Origin of the sequence: Arthrobacter sp. AB6 (genome assembly GCF_031844545.1) — a bacterium.
GTDB lineage: Bacteria > Actinomycetota > Actinomycetes > Actinomycetales > Micrococcaceae > Arthrobacter.
Genome location: NZ_JAUZVL010000013.1, coordinates 101345 through 108003, shown reverse-complemented (window position 1 = coordinate 108003; position 6659 = coordinate 101345). Strand labels below are relative to the sequence as shown.

The 6659-nt window shown below is 64.5% G+C and carries 6 protein-coding genes; 4 read left to right on the top strand and 2 right to left on the bottom strand.

The genetic code is table 11. The features are described 5' to 3' along the window. Positions 1-101 precede the first annotated feature (101 nt). Entirely contained in the window at positions 102-890 is a 789-nt protein-coding gene (locus Q9R30_RS12125) for a DeoR/GlpR family DNA-binding transcription regulator (protein ID WP_104999026.1), read from the top strand. 47 nt (positions 891-937) lie between these two features. On the opposite strand, the gene Q9R30_RS12120 is transcribed toward Q9R30_RS12125, so the two are convergent. Together Q9R30_RS12120 and Q9R30_RS12115 are read right to left on the bottom strand one after the other, a co-directional pair. Continuing rightward, positions 938-1960, bottom strand: coding sequence for a LacI family DNA-binding transcriptional regulator (locus tag Q9R30_RS12120; RefSeq protein WP_104999852.1), 1023 nt, complete (start codon positions 1958-1960; stop codon positions 938-940). A gap of 10 nt (positions 1961-1970) precedes the next feature. Beyond that, positions 1971-3176, bottom strand: a complete 1206-nt coding sequence (locus tag Q9R30_RS12115) for a Gfo/Idh/MocA family oxidoreductase (RefSeq protein WP_311217724.1) — start codon at positions 3174-3176, stop codon at positions 1971-1973. A 206-nt stretch (positions 3177-3382) separates the two neighbouring features. Here Q9R30_RS12115 and Q9R30_RS12110 point away from each other — a divergent pair, with 206 nt between their 5' ends. From Q9R30_RS12110 to Q9R30_RS12100, 3 genes are read left to right on the top strand one after another with little or no spacing between them, the layout of a single operon-like run. Further along, positions 3383-4327, top strand: coding sequence for a sugar ABC transporter permease (locus tag Q9R30_RS12110; protein WP_311217723.1), 945 nt, complete (start codon positions 3383-3385; stop codon positions 4325-4327). Positions 4328-4339: 12 nt separating this feature from the next. Beyond that, positions 4340-5266: a carbohydrate ABC transporter permease gene (locus Q9R30_RS12105; protein ID WP_311217722.1), complete on the top strand. Its 927-nt coding sequence runs from the start codon at positions 4340-4342 to the stop codon at positions 5264-5266. Positions 5267-5314: 48 nt separating this feature from the next. Beyond that, entirely contained in the window at positions 5315-6655 is a 1341-nt protein-coding gene (locus tag Q9R30_RS12100; RefSeq protein WP_104999030.1) for a sugar ABC transporter substrate-binding protein, read from the top strand. Positions 6656-6659 lie beyond the last annotated feature (4 nt).

Here is a 6659-nt window from a genome sequence, read left to right as displayed (position 1 = left end):
AAAGCAGCCTCACGCACGACGGCGACGCCCGGCTCACAGCCTGGCGTCGCCGTCGTCGTATGCTGGGACCAGACTCGTCCCCTGCCGAAGGATCCGCACAGATGCTCCCCGTCGCACGCCACCAGGCTATTTTGGACGCCGTCCAGCGGGAGCGGGTTGTCCGGGTGTCAGACCTGGCCCAGCAACTGGGCGTGTCCCTGATGACGGTCCGCCGCGACATCGAGGTACTGGAGGAGGGCGGCCGGCTGGAGCGGATCCATGGCGGGGCGAAGATCCCGGGCGACACCAGCACCCACGAGCCCGGATTCGACCTCAAGTCCACGCAGCTGACGGCGGAGAAGCGTGCCATCGCGGTGGAGGCGGCAACGCTGGTCCAGGAGGGCATGGCCGTGGGGCTCAGCGCAGGAACCACCACCTGGGCCCTGGCCAAGGAACTGGTCAACGGACCGCAGATCACGGTGGTCACCAACTCGGTACGCATTGCGGACCTTTTCCATCACGCGGCCTCGGCCGGCTCCGCCCGGTACAGCTCCACCGTGATCCTGATTGGCGGCGAGCGCACGCCATCGGACGCGCTGGTGGGCCCCATCGCCACCGCTGCGCTGAAACAGCTGCACCTGGACGTGCTGTTCCTGGGTGTGCACGGGATGGATGCCGATGCCGGCTTTACCACCCCAAACCTGCTCGAGGCTGAGACGGACCGTGCCTTCATGGCGGCCGCGCGCAAAACCGTGGTGCTGGCGGACCACACCAAGTGGGGCCTGCTGGGCATCAGTTCCATTGCCGCGCTGGATGACGTGGATGAGGTCATCAGCGATTCCGGGCTAGGGCTTGAGGCGCAGCGCGTCCTGCAGGAAAAGGTGGGGCGGCTGCGCCTCGCCGCCGCCTAAGCGGACCCTCGCCGCCGCCTAAGCGGACCCTCGCCGCCCGGGAGCCACTAGGGACAGCCGCAGGACTGCCTTACATGCAGCGTGGTGGGAAAGATCCGGTGCTGTGGTTTTTCCCCGCGGGTGGCTCCCACCAGCGCGGCCACTGCAGCTTCCGCCATGGCGGCCACGGGCTGCTCTACCGTGGTCAGCGGAGGCCAGGAGAATTCGGACTCGGCGGACCCGTCAAAGGACGCCACCGCCATCTCACCGGGGACGGACAGCCCCGCCTCGTGCACGGCCCGCAACAGGCCGATCGCCTGCATGTCGGAGGTAGCGAAAATGGCCGTGGGGCGGTTCACCGATGCCAGCAGCCGCTGGCCGGCAACATAACCCCCGGGGCGGGTGAAGGAACTGTACGCGATCGGGCCCTCCTGCAGGCCGGCGTCATGGAGTGCCTCCCGCCAGCCCACTTCACGGCCGTCGGTGCTGCCGGACACGTTGGTGCCCATGGCCAGGCCGATGTTGGCGTGCCCATGCCCGATCAAGTGCTCGACGGCGATTTTGGCGCCGGCGGCGAGGTCAACGCCGATGCTGTTGAAGCCCGGTGCGTCACGTTCCTGGTTGAGGAGCACCGAGGGGATGTCCGCGGTTTCCAGGACCTCCAGGTCGGGTTCGAAGAGGACACTGGCCAGCAGCACGCCATCCACCTGCCTGGCGGCAAGGTTGCGGATGTTGCGCCGCTCCTTGGCCAGGTTTCCGTCCGAGTTGCCCAGTACCAGGGCGTAGCCCAGGGCGGCAGCGGCGTCCTCAACGGCATGGGAGAACAGGGCGAAGAAGGGGTTGGAAATATCCGGGACCACAAGCCCCAGCGTCTCACTGGAGCCCAGCTTGAGGGCACGGGCCGCCGCGTTGGGGCGGTAGCCCAGGACGCGGATGGCGTCCTGGACCTTCGCTTCTGTGGCTGGTGCAACTTTCTTGGGACCGCCGTTGACCACATAGCTGACGACGGCGGTGCTCACGCCGGCATAGCGCGCAACGTCCTTGCGGGTCACGGGGCCGCCTCGTGCAACCTGCACTGCCGGAGTAGTCATGCTGTCCATGTTAAATGTCTGTACCCGGCGCATCGCCAAAGTCACGGATGGGGAGCCGTTCGCCGTTCCTGAGGGCGGACTGGTGGGCAACAATCCCGGGAAGGGTGAACCGGGCGGCCACCCAGGCGTTCACCGGAGGCAGGGTGCGGTTGTTGACGGCAGTCACGAAGTCGTCCACCAGGAAGTGGTGGCTGCCCTCATGGCCGTTGGGCGCGCCCAGGAATTCCTCCGGAAGCCGGCCGGGGTCATGGACCGGGGCCAGGCCGGAGACGAATGCGTCCCTCAGCTCTGGTGCAACATTCGCGAGGGAGGGGTCATCGAGGGGGATGCTGGGCCGGGTCTCCAGCTGCTCGGAGATATCGTGGACATTGCGCTTGTCCTGCCAGACGGACACCTTGGCGAGCTGCTCGAAGCTGGCCTCCGTCCCGAAGTACCGGAACCGGGACTCGCGGATGTGCGAGGGGTAGCCCACCCGGCGCATCTCATTGGTGCGCATGACGCCGCCGTCGTTCAGCTCGAACAGTGCGGTGGCGTTGGAGAAGTCGTTGCCGAACATGCTGACGTCCTTGTCAAAGACGCCGTCATTGCGGTCATCCCTGACGCCGACGCAGCTGACGCTGACTGCATGGGCCGGGACTGCTCCCAGCACTCCGCCTACAGCGTGGGTGGGATACAGCATGGGCGGGTAGCTGGCGGTTTCCTTCCAGCGCTCACCGCCGCTGTACTGGTAGGCCTCGTAGAAGCCCAGGTCCATATCGTGGACGTAGTCGCCTTCCGCGTAGAAGGTCCGCCCGAACTTTCCCTCGGCCAGCTGCTTGCGGGCAAAGACTGTGGCCGGGTTGTAGTAGCTGGTCTCCCCCATCATGTACACCAGCCCGGTCTCCCGGACGGCCTCAATGATCCGCGCTATTTCCTCTTCTGAGATCGCCATGGGAACGGCTGAGTAGACGTGCTTGCCTGCCCGGAGCGCCTGTTCCACGAGCGGACCGTGTGTCCAGCGCTGTGTGAAGATCGCAACGGCGTCGACGTCGGAGGCAAGAAGGTCTTCGAAAGTCGCCATGGTGCCTGCCAAATGGTAGCGCCCGGCGGCCTCGGCGGCGCGGTGCGCAACGTCGTCCACAGCGAAGACGCTACTGACGCCCGGGTGGAGATTGAACAGGTGCGCGAACTGGCTGCCGAACTGGCCGGCTCCTACCACGCCGATCGAAAACGTCATTGTCTGCCTTTCGAGGATTGCAGGGGCGCGGCAAGCGCTGTCCCGGAGACTCCCAGTGTTCCATTGCAATCTACTCGAGTCAACAGTCCGGTGAATGGACTAATGCATACGGACAAAAAGGAAAATTAGCCCCTTGCCCACTTGAATCTACTCGTGTAGATTCTTCCCTAGTTGTTACCCCCATCACAGTCAGGAAAGGGTCGAAGATGACCACCCTTGCCAAAAACCCGAGATCCGCCACCGGCGCAGCGGTGTCTGCAGCCAAGCCGCGGGGCAGCCTCCGCCGGTTCGGCGATCTCAAGATCGCACTGCTGTTCATCGCCCCGGCAATGATCGGTTTCGTCGTTTTCTACGTGGTGCCCACCATTCGCGGTGTCTACCTCAGCTTCACGGAGTACAACATCCTGGGAGACCCCACGTGGGTGGGGGTGGACAATTACACGGCGATCGCCAAGGATCCACTTTTCTGGAACTCCCTGGCCGTCACAGGCCAGTACGTTTTCCTCAATATCGTCCTCCAGACCGCCCTGGCCCTGGGCCTGGCACTGTTGATGAACAGGGTCGCCAAGTCCACCCTCATCCGGGGAGCCCTGCTGCTGCCTTGGATGATGTCCAACATCATCGCGGCACTGCTGTGGTTCTGGATGCTGGACTACCAGATTGGCGTGGTCAACCAGTTCATCGAGTGGGCCGGCCTCCCCCGCGTCGCGTTCTTCGGCAGCGAGGAGTGGGCCATCCCCACCCAGGCCCTGATCAACACCTGGCGCCACATGGGCTACACCGCCCTGCTCATCTTCGCCGGCATGCAGGCCATCCCGGGCCACGTCTATGAAGTTGCCAAGCTCGACGGCGCTTCGCCGTTCCAGACGTTCACCAAGATCACCCTTCCGCTGCTGCGGCCGGTCCTGGTCCTCGTCCTCGTCGTAACGGTGATCGGCTCCTTCCAGGTCTTCGACACTGTCGCAGTGACCACCGGCGGCGGGCCGGTCAACGCCACCCGCGTCATCCAGTACTACATCTACCAGCGGGCCTTCACCGAGTCGGACTTCGGCTACGGATCAGCCATCGCCGTCATTCTCTTCCTCATCCTCGCCCTGGTGGCCTTCATCCAGATGAAGTTCCTCAAGGGCAACGAGTCGGACCTGGACTAAGGAGCCTCCCGCATGACCACCACCACAAGCCGCGCAACGCTGCCGGCGCCAGCCCGCCGCCGTCGTCCGTTCAACGCCCGCCGCGCCGGCGCCTGGGCCCTCATTGTCCTCGCCATCGCCGTCTCGATCCTCCCGTTCTTCTGGGTCCTGCGCACGGCACTGTCCACCAACAACGCGCTTGCCGCCAACGCAACCAGCCTCCTTCCCGCGGAGTTCAGCTTCGGCGCGTTCCTGCGGGTCTTCGGGCTGCAGAGCCCGGCCGACGCCGTCGCGGAAGGCGGTTCCGGTGCAGCCATCAACTTCTGGCTCTACCTGCGGAACTCGATCATCTTTTCCTCCATCACCACCGCAGGCGCCGTCTTCTTCAGCGCGATGGCCGCCTACGCCTTTGCCCGGCTGCGCTGGAAGGGCCGGAATGCCGTCTTCAGCCTCTTCCTGGGAACCATGCTGGTCCCGCCGATCTTCACCGCGCTGCCCAACTTCCTGCTGATCAAGAACCTCGACCTGCTCAACACGATGCTCGGCATGGTCCTCCCGTACATCTTCATGACGCCGTTCGCCATCTTCTTCCTCCGGCAGTTTTTCCTCAACATGTCCCGGGAGGTGGAGGAAGCGGCCATGCTCGACGGCGCCAAGCACCTGCGCATCTTCTTCCAGATTGTGCTTCCCAACGCCGCCGCCCCGATCGCCACACTGGCGCTGCTCACCTTCATCGGCCAATGGAACGAATACTTCTGGCCCCTGCTGGTGGGGTCACAGGACGATGTCCGCGTCCTGCAGGTGGGGCTCGGCGTCTTCAAGTCCCAGTCACCGCAGGGCGCACCGGACTGGTCCGGCCTGATGGCGGCGACCCTCATCTCGGCCCTGCCGGTGCTGGTCCTCTTCGCCGCCTTCGGCAAGAAGATCGTCAACTCCATCGGCTTCTCCGGCATCAAATAAGAACCTCATTCACTGCCTCCCTCCCATCCCCAAAAGGAAAGTAGAACCATGAAGAAATCCCTCGGCGCCGTTGCCGTTGCCGCAGCTTTGGCGCTCTCCCTCTCCGCCTGCAGCGGATCTTCCTCCTCAGCAGAATCTGCCAAGGGCGAGATCAGCTACTGGCTCTGGGACGCCAACCAGCTCCCCGCCTACCAGCAGTGCGCCGACGACTTCACCAAGGCCAACCCGGACATCAAGGTGAAGATCACCCAGCGCGGCTGGGATGACTACTGGAGCACCCTCACCAACGGCTTTGTTGGCGGCACCGCCCCGGACGTTTTCACCAACCACCTGGGACGCTACGGCGAACTGGCCGAAAACAAGCAGCTGCTGGCCATCGACGACGCCGTCCAGAAGGACAACATCGACCTGACCGCCTACAACGAAGGCCTCGCCGATCTCTGGGTGGGCCAGGACGGCAAGCGCTACGGCCTGCCCAAGGACTGGGACACCATCGGCCTCTTCTACAACAAGGCCATGCTCGCCAGCGCGGGCATCACCGAGGACCAGATGAAGGACCTCACCTGGAACCCGGAGGACGGCGGCACCTACGAAAAGGTCATCGCCCACCTCACCGTGGACAAGAGCGGGAAGCGCGGCGACGAGCCCGGTTTCGACAAGAACAACGTCGAGGTCTACGGGCTGGGCCTGAACGGCGGCGGCGACTCCTCGGGCCAGACCGAGTGGAGCTACCTCACCAACACCACCGGCTGGTCCCACACGGACAAGAACCCGTGGGGCACCCGCTACAACTACGACGACCCCAAGTTCCAGGCGAGCATGGACTGGTTCGCCGGGCTGTCCGAGAAGGGCTACATGCCCAAGCTGGAAACCACCGTCGGTGCGGCCATGGCTGACACTTTCGCAGCAGGCAAGTCCGCCATCAACGCCCACGGGTCCTGGATGATCGGCCAGTACACCGGCTACAAGGGTGTCGAGGTTGGCATCGCGCCTACCCCGGTGGGCCCCGAAGGCGAGCGCGCCTCCATGTTCAACGGCCTGGCTGATTCCATCTGGGCGGGTACGAAGAAGAAGGACGCGTCCATCAAGTGGGTGGAGTACCTTGCCTCGGCTGACTGCCAGGACGTCGTCGCGTCCAAGGCTGTTGTCTTCCCGGCCCTGAAGGCCTCGTCCGAGAAGGCGTCGGAGGCCTTCAAGGCCAAGGGCGTGGACGTGTCAGCCTTCACCGAGCACGTCAAGAACAAGACCACCTTCCTGTACCCGATCACGGACAACACTGCCAAGGTCAAGGGCATCATGGAGCCCGCCATGGACGCGGTGGTTTCCGGCAAGGCGCCGGCGAGCTCCCTCACCCAGGCCAACGAACAGGTCAACGCCCTCTTCAAGTAGGCCC

What these genes read in the sequence shown, in the direction of transcription:
- Q9R30_RS12125 (WP_104999026.1), top strand. Translation starts at nt 102, where the DNA reads ATGCTCCCCGTCGCACGCCACCAGGCTATTTTGGACGCCGTCCAGCGG.
- Q9R30_RS12120 (WP_104999852.1), bottom strand. Translation starts at nt 1,960, where the DNA reads ATGACTACTCCGGCAGTGCAGGTTGCACGAGGCGGCCCCGTGACCCGC.
- Q9R30_RS12115 (WP_311217724.1), bottom strand. Translation starts at nt 3,176, where the DNA reads ATGACGTTTTCGATCGGCGTGGTAGGAGCCGGCCAGTTCGGCAGCCAG.
- Q9R30_RS12110 (WP_311217723.1), top strand. Translation starts at nt 3,383, where the DNA reads ATGACCACCCTTGCCAAAAACCCGAGATCCGCCACCGGCGCAGCGGTG.
- Q9R30_RS12105 (WP_311217722.1), top strand. Translation starts at nt 4,340, where the DNA reads ATGACCACCACCACAAGCCGCGCAACGCTGCCGGCGCCAGCCCGCCGC.
- Q9R30_RS12100 (WP_104999030.1), top strand. Translation starts at nt 5,315, where the DNA reads ATGAAGAAATCCCTCGGCGCCGTTGCCGTTGCCGCAGCTTTGGCGCTC.